The 17775-nt window shown below is 54.1% G+C and carries 18 protein-coding genes; 17 read left to right on the forward strand and 1 reads right to left on the reverse strand.

What is annotated here, in order from left to right:
* Positions 1–80: 80 nt before the first annotated feature.
* Entirely contained in the window at positions 81–683 is a 603-nt protein-coding gene (gene rdgB, locus AB1763_03735; protein MEW5831928.1) for an RdgB/HAM1 family non-canonical purine NTP pyrophosphatase, read from the forward strand.
* Here rdgB and AB1763_03740 read toward each other — a convergent pair.
* Complete coding sequence (locus AB1763_03740; protein ID MEW5831929.1) at positions 680–1459, reverse strand: undecaprenyl-diphosphate phosphatase; 780 nt, start codon at positions 1457–1459, stop codon at positions 680–682. The genes rdgB and AB1763_03740 overlap by 4 nt on opposite strands.
* Positions 1460–1562: 103 nt before the next feature.
* Between AB1763_03740 and AB1763_03745 the strand changes: the two genes are divergently transcribed.
* The 16 genes from AB1763_03745 to AB1763_03820 all read left to right on the forward strand — a co-directional run bounded on the left by AB1763_03745 (position 1563) and on the right by AB1763_03820 (position 17701).
* Positions 1563–2669, forward strand: a complete 1107-nt coding sequence (locus AB1763_03745; GenBank protein ID MEW5831930.1) for an aminotransferase class V-fold PLP-dependent enzyme — start codon at positions 1563–1565, stop codon at positions 2667–2669.
* A gap of 5 nt (positions 2670–2674) precedes the next feature.
* The gene (locus AB1763_03750) at positions 2675–3520 is read left to right on the forward strand and encodes an ATP phosphoribosyltransferase regulatory subunit (GenBank protein ID MEW5831931.1); all 846 of its coding nucleotides are present in this window, start codon (positions 2675–2677) and stop codon (positions 3518–3520) included.
* Positions 3521–3533: 13 nt separating this feature from the next.
* Positions 3534–4781 (forward strand): adenylosuccinate synthase, encoded by a 1248-nt coding sequence (locus AB1763_03755; protein ID MEW5831932.1) that lies wholly within the window; start codon positions 3534–3536, stop codon positions 4779–4781.
* A 21-nt stretch (positions 4782–4802) separates the two neighbouring features.
* A complete protein-coding gene (locus AB1763_03760; GenBank protein ID MEW5831933.1) occupies positions 4803–5225 on the forward strand; it encodes a flagellar FliJ family protein in 423 nt (140 codons plus the stop codon).
* Entirely contained in the window at positions 5222–5746 is a 525-nt protein-coding gene (locus AB1763_03765; protein ID MEW5831934.1) for a PDP protein, read from the forward strand. Before AB1763_03760 ends, AB1763_03765 begins: the two co-directional genes overlap by 4 nt.
* 71 nt (positions 5747–5817) lie before the next feature.
* A complete protein-coding gene (locus AB1763_03770; protein MEW5831935.1) occupies positions 5818–6369 on the forward strand; it encodes a DUF507 family protein in 552 nt (183 codons plus the stop codon).
* Positions 6369–7496, forward strand: a complete 1128-nt coding sequence (gene carA, locus AB1763_03775; protein ID MEW5831936.1) for a glutamine-hydrolyzing carbamoyl-phosphate synthase small subunit — start codon at positions 6369–6371, stop codon at positions 7494–7496. Before AB1763_03770 ends, carA begins: the two co-directional genes overlap by 1 nt.
* Before the next feature lie 292 nt (positions 7497–7788).
* Positions 7789–9270, forward strand: coding sequence for a cytochrome-c oxidase, cbb3-type subunit I (gene ccoN / locus AB1763_03780; protein ID MEW5831937.1), 1482 nt, complete (start codon positions 7789–7791; stop codon positions 9268–9270).
* Positions 9271–9285: 15 nt separating this feature from the next.
* Positions 9286–9978 carry a cytochrome-c oxidase, cbb3-type subunit II gene (ccoO, locus tag AB1763_03785; GenBank protein ID MEW5831938.1) on the forward strand — a complete coding sequence of 231 codons (693 nt, stop codon included), beginning with the start codon at positions 9286–9288 and terminating at the stop codon, positions 9976–9978.
* Positions 9979–9988: 10 nt separating this feature from the next.
* Positions 9989–10204 (forward strand): cytochrome c oxidase, cbb3-type, CcoQ subunit, encoded by a 216-nt coding sequence (locus AB1763_03790; protein MEW5831939.1) that lies wholly within the window; start codon positions 9989–9991, stop codon positions 10202–10204.
* Positions 10204–11115, forward strand: coding sequence for a c-type cytochrome (locus tag AB1763_03795; protein MEW5831940.1), 912 nt, complete (start codon positions 10204–10206; stop codon positions 11113–11115). The genes AB1763_03790 and AB1763_03795 overlap by 1 nt, the downstream gene beginning before the upstream one ends.
* 10 nt (positions 11116–11125) lie before the next feature.
* Positions 11126–11332, forward strand: coding sequence for a DUF4006 family protein (locus AB1763_03800; GenBank protein ID MEW5831941.1), 207 nt, complete (start codon positions 11126–11128; stop codon positions 11330–11332).
* A 122-nt stretch (positions 11333–11454) separates the two neighbouring features.
* Positions 11455–12156, forward strand: a complete 702-nt coding sequence (locus AB1763_03805; GenBank protein MEW5831942.1) for a 3-dehydroquinate dehydratase — start codon at positions 11455–11457, stop codon at positions 12154–12156.
* On the forward strand, positions 12149–12655 hold the full coding sequence (locus AB1763_03810; protein MEW5831943.1) for a FixH family protein: 507 nt from the start codon (positions 12149–12151) through the stop codon (positions 12653–12655). The genes AB1763_03805 and AB1763_03810 overlap by 8 nt, the downstream gene beginning before the upstream one ends.
* A gap of 2 nt (positions 12656–12657) precedes the next feature.
* Positions 12658–15009, forward strand: coding sequence for a PD-(D/E)XK nuclease family protein (locus AB1763_03815; GenBank protein MEW5831944.1), 2352 nt, complete (start codon positions 12658–12660; stop codon positions 15007–15009).
* Complete coding sequence (locus AB1763_03820) at positions 14999–17701, forward strand: RecB-like helicase (protein ID MEW5831945.1); 2703 nt, start codon at positions 14999–15001, stop codon at positions 17699–17701. Before AB1763_03815 ends, AB1763_03820 begins: the two co-directional genes overlap by 11 nt.
* The last annotated feature ends 74 nt before the right edge of the window (positions 17702–17775 follow it).

Below are 17775 nucleotides of genomic sequence, written 5' to 3' on the forward strand. Positions count from 1 at the left end.
AAATTTTTGCCATTATAGTACATTTGCGGATGAGGCGAATCGCACCGCTCTCATCGCTAAGTCTTCTCTAAGGAATCGGAATGAAAATCGTTTTGGCTACCTCGAACAAAGGAAAAGTGCGCGAAATCGTCGAACTGCTGCACGATCGCGAAGTGTTCCCCTATACCGATCTCATGGAAGGGTTCGAGATCGTCGAGGACGGTGAAACGTTTGCCGCCAACGCCCTGATCAAGGCACGCGCGGTCTATGCGGCGCTGGGCGATGCAGACGCCGTCGTGATCGCGGACGACAGCGGGATCAGCGTCGATGCGCTGGGAGGGGAGCCGGGAATTTACAGTGCCCGCTACGGCGGCGAAAACGCCACGGACAAAGATAACCTGAACAAGCTGGTCGAAGCGCTCCGGGCCAAAGGGATCGGCGAATCCAAAGCCCACTACACCGCCGCCATCGCCGTCGTCTCCCGGGAGGGGGAGCGATGTGTGCACGGGTGGATGCACGGCCGCGTCATTACCGCGCCGCGGGGAGAGAACGGGTTCGGATACGATCCGATGTTTATCCCCGAAGGGTTCGGCCAAACGCTCGGCGAACTCCCCGATGACGTCAAGAAAGGGCTGTCACACCGCTCGCAGGCGCTTTCTTTGGCAAAGATCCTGATCGATCAGATCAAATTCCTGAGACGTTAGGCCGGAAGCTCCGTAATCAGATAGAAGAAAACCAACCCGACGACGATCCGGTAAATCGCAAAGGGGACGAAGGTGTGGCGACTGACAAAGGTGACGAACGCCTTGACGGTCGCCAGTGCGAAGACGAACGCCGTGATAAACGCGATCGAGAGCATCGACCAGTCCTCGACGACCATTTCGTTGCGGTGTTTGAGGAGGTCGTAGGCGGTGGCGATCACCATCGTCGGGATCGCGAGCAAAAACGAAAACTCCGCCGCGCTTTTACGGCTCAGCCCCATAAAAAGGCCGCCGATAAGGGTGGCACCCGAACGGCTCGTCCCGGGAATCATTGAAAGGCTCTGGAAAATCCCGATCGTAAACGCCTCTTTAAAGGTGAGTTCCGAGACATCTTTTCCCGCATCGATCGGTTCGTTCCGGCGGAGGTATTCGATGATCAGGAAGACGATTCCCCCCGCAACGAGCATGATACTGACCGTTTCGACCCCGAAAAGGGCCTTGATCTGTTTGTAGAACAAAAACCCCAAAACCCCCGCGGGTAAAAACGCGACGGCGATTTTGAACCAGAGCATCCGGTCTTGCAGGAGGCGCTGGGTGTAGAGGAATAAAACGGCGAGGATGCTGCCCAGCTGAATCGAGACTTCGAACGCTTTATGGGCGTTCGTCTGCTCGAGACCCAGCAGGTGCGAAGCGAGGATCAGGTGTCCGGTCGAAGAGATCGGAAGGAACTCGGTCACCCCTTCGAGGGCTCCGAGCAAAAGTGCGTCAAACAGTGTCATTCAAACTCTTTCATTTCTTTTGAGGGAATTTTAGCTTAAACCTCCCCTAACTTCCCTTTGGCTATAATATCGCTATTTTGCACTCCGAGTAAGGATAGACTCTATGTTACTTTTTACCCCCGGCCCAACCCCGGTACCCGAATCGGTACGTATCGCGATGGCGGGCGAAACGCTCCACCACCGAACCCCTGAATTCGAAGCGATTTTCGAACGCACCCGCGCACTGCTGTTCGAGCTTATGGGGATGGATGAGGTCTTGATGCTCGCTTCTTCGGGAACGGGCGCGATGGAGGGGGCCGTAATCAACCTGGCCCACTCCAAACTCCTCTCGATCAACTCCGGAAAATTCGGTGAGCGTTTCGGGAAAATTGCCCTCGCCCACGGGATTGCGAACGTCGAGATAAAACACGAATGGAATACCCCCGCGAGCGTCGAGGAAGTAAAAGCGGCACTCGCCGCCAACCCCGATATCGACGCCATCGCGATCCAGATCTGTGAGAGTGCGGGCGGTCTGCGCCACAGCGTCGAGGAGATCGCCGCGGCGGTCAAAGCACACAACCCTTCCATCATGGTGATTGCTGATGGCATCACGGCGGTCGGGGTTGAAAAAATCGACGTAAGCAATATCGACTGTCTCATCTCGGGCAGCCAGAAAGCGTTGATGCTCCCTCCGGGACTTGCCATCATGGGGCTCTCTAACGCCGCCATCGAAAAAATCGGTGCGGGCAAAGGGTACTACTTCAACCTCGCGACCGAGATCAAGAACCAGCGTAAGAATACCACCGCATGGACGGCGGCGACAACGCTGATTATCGGGCTCGAAAGCGTCCTCAACCGTATCAAGGCCGAGGGGGGACTAGAGAAGCTTTACGCCGATACCGCCGCACGCGCGAAAGCGACCCGCGCCGCGATGGAAGCGATCGGGCTGCATCTGTACCCCGCACGTCCGGCCGATTCGATGACGACGGTGGACGATGCGGAGGCCAAAACGATCCGCTCGATCCTCAAAAAAGAGCTCGGGGTCAACGTAGCGGGCGGACAGGACCATATCAAGGAACTGATTTTCCGTATCAACCACATGGGGCTGATCGCCCCGTACGAAGCGGCATGGGTCGTCAACGGCGTGGAACTTGCACTGGCCAAAATGGGCCGCCGCCCTTATGACGGAACGGCCAACCGTGTTTTCAATACCGTTTACTTCGGGCTCTGATCGTTATGGTTTTTGAACACGAAATCCCCGAAGGCTCGAAGCTCTATTTCGCCGGCACGGCCAAAACGAAGCGCCGTATCGAAAATACCGCCAGCGAAGTACTCAGCGAAGCGGGGTTTGAAGAGATCCTTACCCCGTTGTTTTCATATCATCAGCACATGAGTGTCTGCGATCAGCGCGAGTTGATCCGGGTCAATGACAGCGAGAATCATCCGATCAGCCTGCGGGCCGATTCCACGATCGACGTCGTTCGGATCGTCAACAAACGCCTGGGCGGCAACACCGAGCATAAAAAATGGTTTTACATCCAGCCGGTCTACCGCTATCCGGCCAATGAGCAGTATCAGGTCGGGGTCGAGATCATCGGCGAACCGAACCTTTCCGCTGCACTGACGCAGGCGACGCGGATTGTGAAAAAACTGGGCATCGCACCGCTGTTGCAGATTTCGAACATCAATATTCCGCGTATTCTTTCGGAGACGCTCGAACTGGAACTCGATGATTTCCGCCACGTCAACATCGAAAAGTTTCTCGCTCTGAAAATCGAATGGCTGACGCGCCTGGTTTATCTCCAGCACCCCGACGAAATCGATGCGGTTGTCGCAATCGTTCCCGACGCGATCAAAGCGGAGTTGCTCAAAATCAAGGAACTGTGCGCGGAGCTTGATTATCCCAACGTCGTCGTGGCGCCGTTGTATTACGCCAAAATGCTTTATTACGACGAGCTTTTTTTCCGGGTTATCGAAAAAAATGAAACGTATGCCATGGGCGGGCGCTACAAAAGCGACGAAACCGTTTCGGTCGGTTTTGCCATTTACACCGATGCGTTGATCGACGCATTACACCAATAAAGATAGGATTTACATGAAAGCGGATTTAATCGTAGGAATTCAGTGGGGAGATGAAGGAAAAGGGAAAATCGTCGATTTGCTGGCACAGCAATACGACGTCGTCGCCCGCTATCAGGGGGGGCACAATGCCGGGCACACGATCGTCGTCGACGGCAAAACCCATGCCCTGCACCTGATCCCCTCGGGGATTTTGAACCCCGACGCGGTCAACATCATCGGAAACGGTGTCGTCGTTTCCCCAGAAGCGCTCATCAAAGAGATGAAGCAGTTTGAGAACCTTCTGGGACGTTTGTACGTATCCGAATCGGCCCACATGATCCTGACGTTTCACACGCTGATCGACCAGGCCAAAGAAAAGCTGCGCGGTGAAAAAGCGATCGGTACCACCGGCCGCGGTATCGGACCTGCTTACAGCGAAAAAATCGCCCGCGCGGGATTCCGCCTCGGCGAATTGCGGGATGTGGAGGCGCTGACTTCGCGCGTTATGGAGTACTTTGTCCAGAACAAAGCGATTTTCGAAGCGCTCTCTATCGAATTGCCATCGCGTGAAGAGCTGGTGGCCGAATTGAACGGCTATGCAGAAAAACTGGTTCCGTTCCTCGCCAACACGACCCAGATGGCGTGGAAAATGATGGATGAAGGGAAAAAGATCCTTTTGGAAGGGGCGCAGGGGACGATGCTCGACATTGACCACGGAACCTATCCCTACGTTACAAGCTCCTCGACGATTTCGGCCGGAGCATGTACGGGTCTGGGAATCAACCCCAAAGACATCGGTAAAGTGACGGGGATCGTCAAAGCCTACTGCACCCGCGTCGGTAACGGCCCTTTCCCGACCGAAGACCACGGTGAAATCGGTGAGAGACTGCGTCAGCAGGGACACGAGTTCGGCACTACCACCGGGCGTCCCCGCCGCTGCGGATGGTTCGATGCGGTAGCCTGCCGCTACGCCAGCCGCCTCAACGGGTGTGACGAACTTGCCATCATGAAGCTCGACGTTCTGGACGGATTCGATGAAATCCAGGTGTGCGTAGGCTACGAAGTTGACGGCAAAGTGATCGACTACCTGCCGATCGATCTTGAAAACGTCAAACCGGTCTACCAAACGTTCCCGGGATGGAAGAGCACCGTCGGCGTCCGCTCTTTTGATGCTCTCCCCAAAGAGGCGCAGGAGTATCTCAAAGCGCTCGAAGCGTTTACCGGAACCAAGATTGGCATGATCTCGACATCGCCCGACCGGAACGATACCATTACGTTATAACGACCGCGACAAGGAGCCGTTATGGGAAAATCGCGTTACGAGCCTCTGGTCAAACTGAAAAAAAAGAATCTCGAAGAGGCCGAACGCGCCCTGATCGCGGCGAATAACGAAGTCGCTGGGGCCAGCCACAGCCTCAACCGCGCTTATGAAATCCTTGCCACCCTCCACCTCCCCCAAAGCGGCTCCGTCCGCGACCTTTCCCAGGCCAAACTGATGATCCGGACCCAGCACGAGACTATCGAACGGTGTAAAACGGCTCTGCAGGAGGCTGAGGAAAAACAGCGTATGATGCGCGAACGGTTTAACGTCTCACGGATCGAATTCGAGAAGTTCAGCTATCTCGAAGTGCAGGAAGTAAACGCCAAGATCAAAAAAATCAAGGCGCAAGAAGCTAAAATGCTTGACGAAATCGGCACACTAACCTATAAAAGAGATAACAAATGAAACCTTTCTGGATCGTATCGATACTCGCATCAGCGGTATTCGCCGCCCCGAATACCAAGTCGTACGAGTGTACGAAAATCTTTGAAGACCGTAAAAACGAACTGCTCGTCGAACTCGAGCGGATCGACGAGCAGCGCCAGTCGCTCGACGCGCTCAAGCGGGCGACCGAAGACCTCCTCCGTAAAAAAGAGGCGATGATCAAAGGGAAAGACACCAAGGTGGACCAGAAACTGGCCGAGATCAAGGCCAAGGAAGCCTCGGTGAAAAAGATGCTCGAGCAGAACAAAAAAGTGCTCGACGAGATCAAGCAGCTCAAAGCCGACAAAGTTTCCCAGACATTTGCCAAAATGAAGCCCGCCGCATCAGCGCAGATTCTATCGCAAATGAGTGCCGACGAAGCCGCCGGGATCATGAGCACGCTCAATACGAAAGTGGTAGGGCAGATTCTGGCGAAAATGGATCCGAAAAAAGGGTCCGAAATTACCGCGAAACTCAAGGCTATTCCCGAACCAAAGCCCTAATCCCACTGCCGCCTAAGCCATTTTAGAGGTGTTTTGGGATAAAATGGCAAAAATTCCACTCAGGGCAGGCAATGAAGGTTTCACTGACACACGTACCCCACATCGCAACGCGTATTGCCGTTGATCTAAGCCGCAGCGGGCTGGTCACGATGACCAAAGGGCTGGAAAGTGCCGCAAAAGAAGCGGAATCGGTCTTGGCTGCCAACATCAAAAAAGAGATGGCCCTCGAAGAGAAAGTCAAAGAGATCGTCAACGCCAACGAAGAGCAGATCGATTTCTACCTTGCCGACGAACGCCAGCTTTTTTTCATGATCAAAAAGAAACTGGCTCCGGAATTCGGCGTCATCCTTTCGTACGAAGACCGTTATTCGGACATTGCCCACCAGATTCTCGACGCCCTTTATGAAGAAGACCTGATCCGTTACGACGTCAGCGAAAACCGGATCAAAAACGTCATTTACGACGCGATCACCGCATCGATCGCCGATACGGCCGAGATCGAATCGGCCGTATTCCAGAAAATCAAAAGCTACAAGCGCCATCTCATTCCCGGGACCGACGAGTTTGAGATCGTTTACGACAAACTCTACAAAGAAGAGCTGGTACGAAGGGGGATCGCATGATGCGCGACGTATGGATTTATCTTGAAAACGGCACTTACCTGCAGGGGAAGAGTTTCGGTGCCGACACCACCGCCGTCGGTGAAATCGTTTTCAATACGTCTATGAGCGGATACCAGGAGATCATCACCGACCCTTCCTACGCGGGGCAGTTTGTGACCTTCACGATGCCTGAAATCGGGAATGTCGGGGTCAATGCCGAAGATATGGAAAGCACCCGTGCCCACTGCAAGGGGATCATCGTCCGTCAATACCAGGCGCGATACTCGAATTTCCGCGCCGAAGAGGCTCTGCACACTTTTCTCGAAAAACACGGTATTATCGGGATCTGCGAAGTCGACACCCGTTTCATCACGAAAATGCTCCGTACCGAAGGGGCGATGATGATGATCGCTTCTACAAAGGTAAGCGACAAGGGCGAACTCAAAAAAATGCTTGAAAGCTCTCCGCGCATCGAAGAGATCAACTACATCGAGGAAGTGAGCACGAAGAGCCCCTACAAACACCGTGACGGCGTCTACGATCCCGTAACGTTCCGCTACAACGACGCCTCTGAAGCCAAAGCGCGTCTTGCCGCGATCGATTTCGGGGTAAAACGCAACATCCTCAACGAACTCACCGAAGTGGGATTCGAAGTGGAAGTGCTTCCCAACACGTTCAATGCAGACGATTTGATCAAGCGCTATGAAGCCGGAGAGATCGACGGCGTGTTCCTCTCCAACGGCCCCGGAGACCCGCTGGTCCTGAAAAAGGAACAAGCCGAGATCAAAAAACTGATCGAGCGTAAAGTTCCGCTGTGCGGCATCTGCCTCGGGCACCAGCTGCTCAGCATCGCCCACGGGTACGATACCCACAAACTCAAATTCGGCCACCACGGCGGGAACCACCCCGTTAAAAACGTCAAAACGGGAATGGTCGAGATCACGGCGCAGAACCACAACTACAACGTTCCCGAATCGGTGCGCGAAATCGCCGACGTGACCCATATCAACCTCTTCGACAATACGATTGAAGGGCTTCGCTACAAAACGGGTCCCGTCTTCTCGGTGCAACACCACCCCGAATCGAGCCCGGGACCGAAAGAGGCCCGCACCATTTTTACCGACTTCCTTCAGCTCGTTCAGCGCTGATTCGGAGCGGCAGCGACCGCCCCATCAGCGATTTCTTCCCCCGGATATCTCTCTGTGTTACTTTTTTTCTCCTTATTCTGTATAAAACCTTAAATTTATCGTTAAGTTTTCATATGGCGAAAAACCTTTAAAAATTTAAGATTCCTTAAATACTGCGATTGCTATTATTAGAGTGTCTAATAGCCTACTTTTGTTACAAAAGTGTTAAGGGCACCCCTGAAAATCGGCTTTTACGGTTTTCAGGGGTGCCCTAATCAGGCTCTTATGCTTTGAATCTTTAAGGAGGTCGTAAATGGAGAATCGTCCATTGGAGTATGATTACACGGTCGCTAAGATGTTTATGCTTACTACTGTGTTACTCGGAATCGTCGGAATGCTCGTCGGTGTTATTTTGGCATGGCAAATGGCATTTCCGGCAGTAAATCTTATGCTGGGTGAAGGGTTGGCGGAGTACACCAACTTCAGCCGTCTTCGTCCGTTGCATACCGACGCGGTAATCTTCGGGTTTACCCTGAGCGGTATTTGGGCTACATGGTATTATGTAGGTCAGCGTGTTTTGAAAGTATCGATGGCGGAATCTAAATTCCTCATGTTCCTCGGTAAACTGCACTTCTGGCTCTATCTGCTCGTTGTTGTAGCGGTTGTCGGTTCACTCTTGATGGGTATCACTACCTCGAAAGAGTATGCGGAATTCGAATGGCCGATCGACATCGCTGTCGTAGCGGTATGGGTTATCTGGGGTATGAGCGTTTTCGGTTTGATCGGTATCCGCCGTGAAAAATCGCTTTACATCTCTATCTGGTATTACATCGCTACGTTCCTCGGTATCGCTATGCTTTACCTGTTCAACAACATGGCTATCCCTACGTATTTCGCTTCCGGCGGTATCGGTAACTGGTACCACTCTGTTTCGATGTATGCGGGAACCAACGACGCTCTGGTACAGTGGTGGTACGGACACAACGCGGTTGCATTCGGTTTCACCGTTCCCATCGTTGCGATGATCTACTACTTCCTCCCGAAAGAATCGGGCCAAGCGGTTTATTCGTATAAACTCTCTTTGCTTGCGTTCTGGGGTCTGATGTTTGTTTACCTCTGGGCCGGCGGACACCACCTGATCTACTCTACTGTACCCGACTGGATGCAGACTATGGGTTCTGTTTTCTCGGTAGTTCTGATTCTTCCTTCATGGGGTTCTGCGATCAACATGCTCTTGACCATGAAAGGTGAATGGCAGCAGGTAGCGGCAAGTCCGTTGATCAAATTCATGATCCTTGCGTCAACATTCTACATGTTCTCGACTCTTGAAGGTCCGATCCAGGCGATCAAATCGGTCAATGCGCTGGCTCACTTCACAGACTGGATCGTCGGTCACGTACACGACGGTGTTCTGGGATGGGTTGCGTTCATGATCATGGCCGCTCTTTTCCATATGGCTCCACGTGTTTTCAAACGCGAGATCTATTCTAAATCACTGATGAACACGCAGTTCTGGATTCAGACTCTGGGTGTTGTTCTGTACTTCACGTCTATGTGGATCGCAGGTATTACACAGGGTATGATGTGGCGTGCTCACGATGAGTTCGGTAACCTAGCTTACTCGTTCATCGATACGGTTTCTGTATTGCACCCGTATTTCACTATCCGTGCAGTTGGTGGTACATTGTATCTGATCGGTATGTTCTTGTTCGCGTACAACATGTACAAAACAATGACAAGCGCTCGTCGTGTTGATGAGAGCGAACTTCAAACCGCATCGCCTATGGGCGCTTAATCAGGAGGGAGAAATATGTTTCACTGGTTAGAAAAACACCCGTTCTTTTTCGCGGTTGCTGTATTCGTCGTCATTTCATTCGCAGGGCTCATCGAGATTCTGCCAAACTTCGCGCAGGCGTCTCAGCCGGTTGTCGGGACAAAACCCTACAGCACGCTGGAACTTGCGGGTCGTCATGTTTACATTAAAAACAGCTGTAACGCGTGTCACTCGCAGCTGGTTCGTCCGTTCAAATCTGAAACCGACCGTTACGGTCACTACAGCCTGAGCGGTGAATACGCTTACGACCGTCCGTTCCTTTGGGGTTCAAAACGTACAGGTCCTGACTTGATGCGTGTAGGTAACTACCGTACAACCGACTGGCACGAAAACCACATGTGGGAACCTTCAGCGGTTGTCCCTGGTTCGATCATGCCGGCGTACCGCTGGATGTTCAAAAATACGGCGGATATCGATACGGCGTATGCTGAGCAGGTAACGGTCAATAAAGTATTCGCGGTTCCTTACAACCAAGAGATCCCGATGGCTGACGGTACAAAAGCGACCGTTAAATTGGGTGCGACGTTGGAAGAAGCAAAAGCCGAAGCGCTTGAAGAAGCCAAAGCGATTGCAGCGGATATGAAAAACCAAGACGTCAAAGATGCGGTAGCGGCGGGACAGATTCCTGAAATCGTTGCGCTTATCGCATACATGAACAGCCTGAAATAAGGGGCAGAGCGTGGATATCGGTACGATTCAGGCGTATGCGTATTTTTTCTTCACGGCGTTTTTGGTGGTGGTGCTGTACGCGTACATCTACCACCTCTACAGTTCGCAGTGGAAAGGGAAGCGCGATTATGAAAAGTACGGAAATATCGCGCTTCACGACGAGATCACGGACAAACCTGTCGAAGAGATCTCCAAAAACGATGAGATAAATAAGAAGGAGCCATAATGAATAAGTTGATGGTATTCGGTGTCGTCTTCGTCGCTGCGCTGCTCGGCCTTACCTGGGTAATCGCCGGCGGCAACATGGGTGATGACATCGTCAACAAATTGGCAATGCTCGGTGCGGTCGCAACTGCGACCATCGCTATCTTCGTAGCATTGAAATACATCCGTCAGATGCAGACGGACAAAGCGGGCGGTAAGCTTGCGGACGAAAACTGGGACGGTATCGGTGAATATAAAAACGAACTTCCTTTCGGATGGGCGGTTATTTTCCTCGGTCTCAACATCTGGGCTATCTGGTACTTCCTCGCGGGTTATCCCGTCAACGCGTATTCGCAAATCGGTGAATACAACGAAGACGTAGCGGCGCACGATGCGAAATTCGAAGCGCAGCATGCGAACATGGACGAAGAGACGCTCAAAGAGATGGGCGGATCGATCTTCATCGTTCAGTGTGCTCCGTGTCACGGTCTGCAGGCCGACGGTATCGACGGCAAAGCGGCGAACCTGACGGTGCGTCTGGAAGAGAAAACGGTTAAACACGTTATCAACAACGGCCAGGGAATGCTCGGATATCCGGCGCCGATGCCTGATCGTAACGGTTTGATGAACGCCAACACGGGTGCCCTGATCACCGACGCTGAAATCGATGCAGTCGCAAAATACGTTGCGGGCGGAATGAAAGGTACCGAAGGTGCCGATGTATTCGCCGGAACGTGTGCGGCATGTCACGGACCTGACGGTAAAGGTATGGAAATGGTTGCGCCAAGCATCGCCGAGTTCAATCCTACTTTGGTTGCCGACGTTCTCAAACACGGTAAAAAAGGTGCGATCGGTGCAATGCCTGCATTCAACAACTTGACCGAAGTTCAAGTCAAAGCGCTTGGTGCGTATGTCACCGGCCTCAGCAAATAAGGAGAGTCTTATGGAAAATCGTAGCATTTTTGCATTGGACGGCATCACCGGGATGTTGATTGCAACAGTATTGTTGCTCTCCATCCTTGCTTTCCTCACGGTTTTGGGACTCGGCGCGCAGCAAAACAATGCCGCCAACTTCTACAAAATCGAAAATGAAAAAGAGATCAAGATGATTAGCACCGATAACGCTAAGCATCGGGTCAACGTAGAGTAAGGGGTTTAGTATGGCAAGTATCATGGATAAACTCATCACTTGGACATTGGTGATTTCCGCAGCGGTAACGCTGTGGGCGGTTGTTACGCCCAATCACCTGTTCGTCGGGTAAAGGGTAACGTTTGTTACTCTCGCGAGGGCTGGCGGCCCTCACCTTCATTTGTATCTTCGCATTTTCTCTTCATGCAGAATTCTTATATAAAGACGATGTTGTCAAAAATCCGGCATTTACCGAACAGATTAACGCGATCGGCACGGAGCTAAAAGCCAAAACGGGCGTTTCGCTCTACCTTGTCATGGTTCGTGACCTCGACGGCAACCAGAGCATCGCCGACTTCGAAAAGCAGCTGGCCCGGGAAATCAAAGAGCCCGCCGTCATCATGACTTTTATCGAGCTGGAACAAAAAGTCGATATCCTGGCGCGTCCCGTCTCTTTATATGAGCATTTTAACAAACAGCAGGTCCTCAGTCCCAACGCAACGTTTATCGGTGCGGTGGTGAGCGCGGTGATGTTCGCCCGCAGCTACGACGAAGCCAAAGAGCTGATAGCCAACCGCGGCGGTACGATCCTCCCGATCCTGGCCGAAAAAGCCAAAGGGGACGATATCGTCTCAAAATACTCGGTTGCCATGTACAACGGCTATGCCGACGTCGCCGAGCAGATTGCCGCGCATCAGGGGGTGAGCCTCAGCTCATCCGCCGGAAGCGGCAGCAAAAATTTCATCGATATTTTACGCGTCATTTTTTACGGTATCATTCTTTACGCAATTATCCTCTATATTCGGGGAAAATATTTTCGTAAAGAAGGTAAAAAGGATGAATAAAGACGCCGGCCGCAAATGGCCGATCATCATCGCCCTATCGATCCTCGGGATCATCGGTGCGTGTGTCGTAACGATCAAAGTCGCCCTCAATAACCCCGTTCAGATGTCCGATTACGGGCTCCAAAGCTACCACGATTACGATGCGAACGTCAATGAGATAATCGAGGCAAAAATCGCGTTCGACCGGAAATACGACGTTGCTTTGCTGACTCCGAAGATCGTTGAAAAAGGGACGGTAATCACTTACCGCGTGAGCGACAAATCGGGCAAGGCGGTCGAGAACGCAACAATCGAAGCGGTTTTGACGCGTCCGGATACGAGAGAGTTCGACATCACCCTCTCTCCTGAAACACCAAAAGACGGGAACTACACGTTTAAAGCGGTTGATCTGCCCAAACCGGGTCGCTGGGACATTCTGGCCAAAGTCAGCGTCGGCGGCGATACCCGCTATTACAACCTCAAAGCCGATACCCGAAACCCCAGCACGTTCGAATTTTAACGATGTTCTCCCGAGAGTGCGTCGTTTACCCCACCACCCGATGCATCCGTAACGCGCTGGAATCGGCGAGCGAGGGGATGCTTCCCCGCCACATGAGCATGGGGGAGTTCCTGAGCCGATGCAGCATTGCTCCTGGGCGGATCGTTCCCGATGAAGATCTCCGGCTGCTCGCACTGCACGAAGCGAGCGACTTCAAAGCGTTCGCATCCTTAGAGATCGAACGCAGCTTCTTTAGTTTTATCCAGAACGCACAGTATATTTTCCGCTTTTTCGAAGAGCTCGCCTCCGAGCAGGTCAGCGTCGATACTCTCCGCGACGTCGACGTTTACGGTGAATACGAAGAACACATCGCCATATTGATCCGTCTGCGTGAGCGTTACCGTGAAATCTGCGAGCGAAACGGCTGGGCGGACCCCATATTCGCCGCTGAGACGATGGATGTCGACACGGCATTTCTGAGCCATTTCGATTCGGTGCGCATCGAGGTGGAAGGTTACCTGAGCCGGCGGGAGATCGATATCCTCAGAGAATGTGCCCGTACGGTCGAGCTTCAGATCGTCTACAACGCGACCCCTTATAATCGTAAAATGAGCTCGCGTCTTGCCGAAATGGGATTCGATATCTCCGAGGGGAAACATTACCGTCTCTCGCTCAGCCAAAACCGCGTTCTCGAGGAATCAGAACTGCGCCAAAACCGTGCGCTCGTATGCGATACTTTCCAAAGCCGCCTCGCGCAGGTGGGATACGTCAAGGCGACGGTCGAAGCGTTCGTCCTGGAGGGGATCCCTCCCGAACGGATCGCCGTCGTACTGCCCGATGAATCGTTTGCCCCTTTGCTGGGGGCGTTCAACGATGAAGGGAATTTCAACTTCGCGATGGGGAGAAGTTTCGAGACGGCGCAAGCGTACCGCGACGTCGAAAGCGTCATGCTGTATCTCGACGAGCCCAACGTCCTCAACCGTGCTCGGATCCGCCATGTCGGCGCCGAGCGGATTGAATGGATCAAATCGCGCTATCCGAGGCCTTTTGCGATGGAAGAGCTCGTAGAGCTGTGGGAGACGGCGTCGGAAGACCAAAAGGATGACGATGAGCGCGAGATCGTTCGCGAGGAGCTGCGCCGCTTTTCCCACCTCGCGTCGGCGCTGGAGAACCTCGATTTCAAAAGCGTCCTGCGTATTTTTATGAACCGGCTGCGCAACCGTACGTTTGATGACGTGCGCGGCGGAAAAGTGACGGTCATGGGGCTATTGGAGACGCGGGGCAGCGCGTTTGATGGGGTGGTCGTGGTCGATTTCAACGAAGGCTACGTCCCCCACAAGAGCGACAAAGATCTCTTTTTGAATACCCAGACCCGCAAATTCGCAGGATTGCCGACTTCGGGTGACCGCGAATCGCTCCAGAAGCATTACTACGCGATGCTGTTCAATCGGGCAAAGCGGGTTGCGATCGCGTGTGTCCAGAATGCCGAATCGGTCCCCTCGCGCTTTTTGCTGCAGATGAAGATACCGCTGCGAAGTGCGCAGTACCGCTACGAAGAGGCGCTTTTCCCGTCGTTTGCGCCGAAAGAACGTATCCGGGCCGCCTATGAGGGGGAGTACGACTTTACCGCCCATCCCCTCTCGGCCAGTTCGCTCAAGAGCTTCCTTACCTGTCGGCGGCAGTTTTATTACCGATACGTCCTCCATCTCGTTCCGCATGAACTGCCGCGAGACCTCTCCGAGGAGAGGGACATCGGCAATGTCCTGCACGCGTCGCTCGAAGCGCTTTACCGCGAACGTGACGCCTACCGTGCCCCCTCGGAGATCAAAAACGCCCTCGAAATCCTATGGGAAGATCACAACGGCGACGATGCGCTCCAACGCCACATGAAGCGGCTGTGGCTTGAAAAGCTCGAAGGATTTTACCGTTCCGAAATCCGCCGTTTCGAAGAGGGGTGGCGGGTCGCGTACCGTGAAAAAGAGCTTTCGGCAACGATCGAGGGGATCAAGCTGGTCGGGAGGGTCGATCGGATCGACGTGCGCGAAGGGGACTTCGAAGTGATCGATTACAAAAGCGGCAACTATCCCGACGTCGACCGCGAGCCCAAAGAGGAGGATACCGATTACCAGCTCAGCGTGTATTCCTTTTTGGCCGCCACGCTCGGGCAAGTGCAGGGATGCGGTTATTATGATCTGGGGCGCGGGGAACTGTTTCGGGAGCGCTTTTTGGAGGCTAAAAACGCTCGGCTCCGGGAGATCCTGAAAACCCTCTCCGAAGGGAAAACGTGGGTCTGGGAGATGTGCGATGATCCGGGGCGCTGCCGCAATTGCGCCTACGTCTATCTGTGCAACCGGGAGGCGATGCGTGGCGTTTGAACCCTTTTTGGCGTACGAGGCGAGCGCGGGGAGCGGCAAGACTTTCAACCTCGTCGTACGTTATCTGAGTCTGCTGTTTCTGGGAGAAGACCCCCGAACGATCGTGGCCCTTACCTTTACGAACAAGGCGGCCAACGAGATGCTCGAACGGATGGTGCAGACGCTCGAACATCTGCACGAGAGGGGGGAGCTGCAGGCGATCGCCGAAGTGTGCGGCATCCCGGCCGGGGAGATCCTCGCGCGGCGGAGCGAAGTGTTGCGCCGTTTTTTGCACGCCGACGTACAGATTTCGACCATTGACAAGTTTTTCGGGCGGATTTTACGTAAATTCGCCCTCAACGCCGGATTGATGCCGACGTTCAGGACGACCCAGAACCATCATGAAGTGCGGCTTCTGGAGCGGTTTTTGAACGAGGTGGAAGTCGCGCGCTCCACCCCGGCGCTGGTTCATCTGTCGATACTGAGCGAAAAGCGGCTGGGTGCGCTGTTTACGCTGCTCTCGCAGCTGTACGCAAAGCACAAGGAGTTCGACCTCGACGCGTACGCCGGCGTCGAAGCGGGGGAAGAGAGGAGCGCGCAGATCATGGAGTACGCCTTCGCACTGCGTTCGATGCTGATCGCCAAACCCCTGAGCGATCGTTCCCGTGCCACGATGGAGTTTAGCGACCTGGCGTCGTTACTGGAGAAGACGTGGGTCTTCAAAGAAACTCTCGAATACTGGGATTTCAAAAAACATTACGAACCGGCGATGGACGATCTCCTCCGCAAGCTCCAGTCGGCTCTTCAAGAGCATTTCCGACGGCGCGAAGCGCTCTATTTCAAAGAGCTTTTCACCCTTTTGAAGCTCTATATAAAAAGCCGTCGCGCGATCGCGCTTCAAAGCAACGAACTTTCGTTCGACGACATCACGCTCAACGTTCACACGCTTCTGCGTGAAAAGCTGGAGAGCGAATTCCTCTATTTCCGCCTGGATGCGCATCTCAAGCACCTGCTGCTTGACGAGTTTCAGGATACGAGCGTGATCCAGTTCGACATCCTTCGCCCGCTGATCGAGGAGCTGCGTGCGGGTTCCGGGGTCAAAGAGGGGGGCAGTTTCTTTTTCGTCGGCGACGTCAAACAATCCATTTACCGCTTCCGCGGAGGGGTGAGCGCGCTGTTTCACCGGGTCGCGGAGCTTTTTGACGTCCGGATCGAGCCGCTGCGGGTCAACTACCGCTCGCGCAGCACGATCGTCGAATTCGTCAACCGGACGTTTGCGGAGAAAATCGCGGGGTACACCCCGCAGCAAAGTCCCGAAAAGCTCGCCGGAGGATACGTGGAGACCCTCGCAGGCGCCGATCCGCTCGAATCGCTTTTGGGGTGCGTGGAACGGCTGATCGGCAACGGCTCCGCACCCGAAGAGATCGCCGTTTTGACGGTCACCAACAGCGACGGGGGGGCGGTCGAGGAATACCTTTCGCAGCGGGGGTATGAGGTGGTCACCGAAACGACCGCGAAACTGGTGTCGCAGAGGAGTGTGCGTGCAGTCATCGAGTATCTGCGCTACTGCTATTTCGATGCGCCGATTTACCGGTTCAACGCCGCCGCGCTGCTGGGGGTCGGGGCCGACGATGTCCAGCGCGTCCTTCTCGCCGATCCCGTGGAGGCGGCGATCGGTTTCGTGCGCCGTTACGAAATCGCCGACAAAAGCGCGCTGATGTTCATCGAGGCGCTGCGGGGTTACCGCGATCTGGAAGAGGCGGTGTTCGAGGTCGACCGGCTCGAAACCGCTTCGCCGCAAAGCGATCTGCGGGGGATACGGATCATGACCGTCCATAAATCCAAGGGGCTGGAATTCGAGCATGTGATCGTCCTCGACCAGCTGGGGCGTCCGCGCGCGAAAAACGATCCCATCGTGTACGAATACGACGGTGCGTCGCTGATCGGGCTGCATTACCGGATTAAAGAGCGTGAAAAGCTCGATCCCCGTTATGCGGCGGCGCTCGAAAAAGAGAAAAAAGCGGCCGAAGAAGACCGTCTCAACGCTCTGTACGTGGCGCTGACCCGTGCTGTCGAATCGCTCCACATCATCGCGAAGGAAAAAGGGTCGTGGTTCGAACCTCTCGGGCTGGTTCCGGCGCAATGGGGGGAGCTGCGGCGGCGGGAAACGGCGCCCAAAACGCCGCAGACGCTGGAGAGCCTTTCGTACCGGGGAATGCGGTTCGGCACGCAGGAGGAAGCCGCTTCGCTCCCGCGTGAAGAAGCCTTCGACTACGATGCGGCGCAGTTTGGAACGGCGTTGCATTACGTTCTTGAAATGCTGGGGAGTTTTTCGGCCGATGCCCTCGGCGACGCTCTCGAAGCGGCCCGAAACCGCTACGGCGCGACGCTGCGTCCCGGAGCGATCGACGAGATCGCCCAGAGGGCCGGACGACTGCTGGCCGATCCGTTTTTCCTCCGCATCACGCGGGGGGAAGTGCGCAAGGAACAGACGTTGCGCCATCGCGGCGCGATTCACGTAATCGATCTGCTCATCCGCAGCGAGGAGGGGTGGATCGTCGTTGATTACAAATCGGGGCGGGAGGATGAGGGAAAATACCGTGCCCAGGTCCTCCGCTACGCCGACGCGGTCGCTGCGGCGACGAACCAAAAGGTCCGCGGCTATCTGTGTTATCTCCTCTCCGAAGGGATCGAATGGGAAGAGTGCTTATAAAAAACTTAATTTAAGCTATCTATAAGAATAAACAGGTACAATTGCGCCACTATTTATAGAGACTTTAAAAGGAG

The sequence above is a fragment of the Campylobacterota bacterium genome (assembly GCA_040752835.1).
Classification (GTDB): domain Bacteria; phylum Campylobacterota; class Campylobacteria; order Campylobacterales; family Sulfurimonadaceae; genus Sulfuricurvum.

Excerpts from the sequence above, each read along its gene's own strand:
- AB1763_03795 (MEW5831940.1), top strand. The coding sequence starts at position 10,204 with ATGAATAAGTTGATGGTATTCGGTGTCGTCTTCGTCGCTGCGCTGCTC.
- rdgB (MEW5831928.1), top strand. The coding sequence starts at position 81 with ATGAAAATCGTTTTGGCTACCTCGAACAAAGGAAAAGTGCGCGAAATC.
- AB1763_03765 (MEW5831934.1), top strand. The coding sequence starts at position 5,222 with ATGAAACCTTTCTGGATCGTATCGATACTCGCATCAGCGGTATTCGCC.
- AB1763_03760 (MEW5831933.1), top strand. The coding sequence starts at position 4,803 with ATGGGAAAATCGCGTTACGAGCCTCTGGTCAAACTGAAAAAAAAGAAT.
- AB1763_03815 (MEW5831944.1), top strand. The coding sequence starts at position 12,658 with ATGTTCTCCCGAGAGTGCGTCGTTTACCCCACCACCCGATGCATCCGT.
- AB1763_03810 (MEW5831943.1), top strand. The coding sequence starts at position 12,149 with ATGAATAAAGACGCCGGCCGCAAATGGCCGATCATCATCGCCCTATCG.
- AB1763_03750 (MEW5831931.1), top strand. The coding sequence starts at position 2,675 with ATGGTTTTTGAACACGAAATCCCCGAAGGCTCGAAGCTCTATTTCGCC.
- ccoO (MEW5831938.1), top strand. The coding sequence starts at position 9,286 with ATGTTTCACTGGTTAGAAAAACACCCGTTCTTTTTCGCGGTTGCTGTA.
- carA (MEW5831936.1), top strand. The coding sequence starts at position 6,369 with ATGCGCGACGTATGGATTTATCTTGAAAACGGCACTTACCTGCAGGGG.
- AB1763_03745 (MEW5831930.1), top strand. The coding sequence starts at position 1,563 with ATGTTACTTTTTACCCCCGGCCCAACCCCGGTACCCGAATCGGTACGT.
- ccoN (MEW5831937.1), top strand. The coding sequence starts at position 7,789 with ATGGAGAATCGTCCATTGGAGTATGATTACACGGTCGCTAAGATGTTT.
- AB1763_03770 (MEW5831935.1), top strand. The coding sequence starts at position 5,818 with ATGAAGGTTTCACTGACACACGTACCCCACATCGCAACGCGTATTGCC.
- AB1763_03755 (MEW5831932.1), top strand. The coding sequence starts at position 3,534 with ATGAAAGCGGATTTAATCGTAGGAATTCAGTGGGGAGATGAAGGAAAA.
- AB1763_03800 (MEW5831941.1), top strand. The coding sequence starts at position 11,126 with ATGGAAAATCGTAGCATTTTTGCATTGGACGGCATCACCGGGATGTTG.
- AB1763_03740 (MEW5831929.1), bottom strand. The coding sequence starts at position 1,459 with ATGACACTGTTTGACGCACTTTTGCTCGGAGCCCTCGAAGGGGTGACC.